This window comes from Deferrisoma palaeochoriense (genome assembly GCF_054656955.1).
The window spans coordinates 1-492 of the sequence record NZ_BAAHXI010000178.1; the positions used below are offsets into that span (position 1 = coordinate 1).

Genomic DNA, 492 nt, shown 5'->3' on the forward strand with positions numbered 1-492 from the left:
GTCAGGGGTCAGAATTCAGCGGACAGAAGACAGATGACAAGCCGGAAGGCGGTACGTTCCTTCGAGGACCTGGAGGTGTTTCAGCGTGCCTATCGGATCTCGCTGGAGATCCATCGGGCATCGCTGGGGTTTCCGAGGGAGGAACAGACCGGCGGGTTGGCGGATCAGATTCGGCGGGCGAGCAAATCCATCTGCGGGAACCTGGCAGAGGGGTACGGGAAGCAGGCGTACTCCGCGAGGGAATTTCGCCGGTACCTGCAGATGGCGATTGGATCGGCCGACGAGATGCGGGTGTGGATCCGCTACGCGCTGGACCTCGGGTACATCGACGAGGGGACCTGGACGCGGTGGCGCGACGAATACCAGTCGATCGCCAAGATGCTCCAGGGGCTACACCGAAGTTGGGAGCGGGCGGGATCCTGACTTCTGTCTTCTGAATTCTGATCCCTGGCATGGTAGGGGAGCGTTCCTCGTGGGGAGAAGCCGTACCGA

1 protein-coding gene is annotated in these 492 nt (G+C 61.8%); it reads left to right on the forward strand.

What is annotated here, in order from left to right; genetic code table 11:
• Positions 1–33: 33 nt before the first annotated feature.
• On the forward strand, positions 34–423 hold the full coding sequence (locus tag ACYQ8L_RS18605) for a four helix bundle protein (protein WP_459943312.1): 390 nt from the start codon (positions 34–36) through the stop codon (positions 421–423).
• Positions 424–492 lie beyond the last annotated feature (69 nt).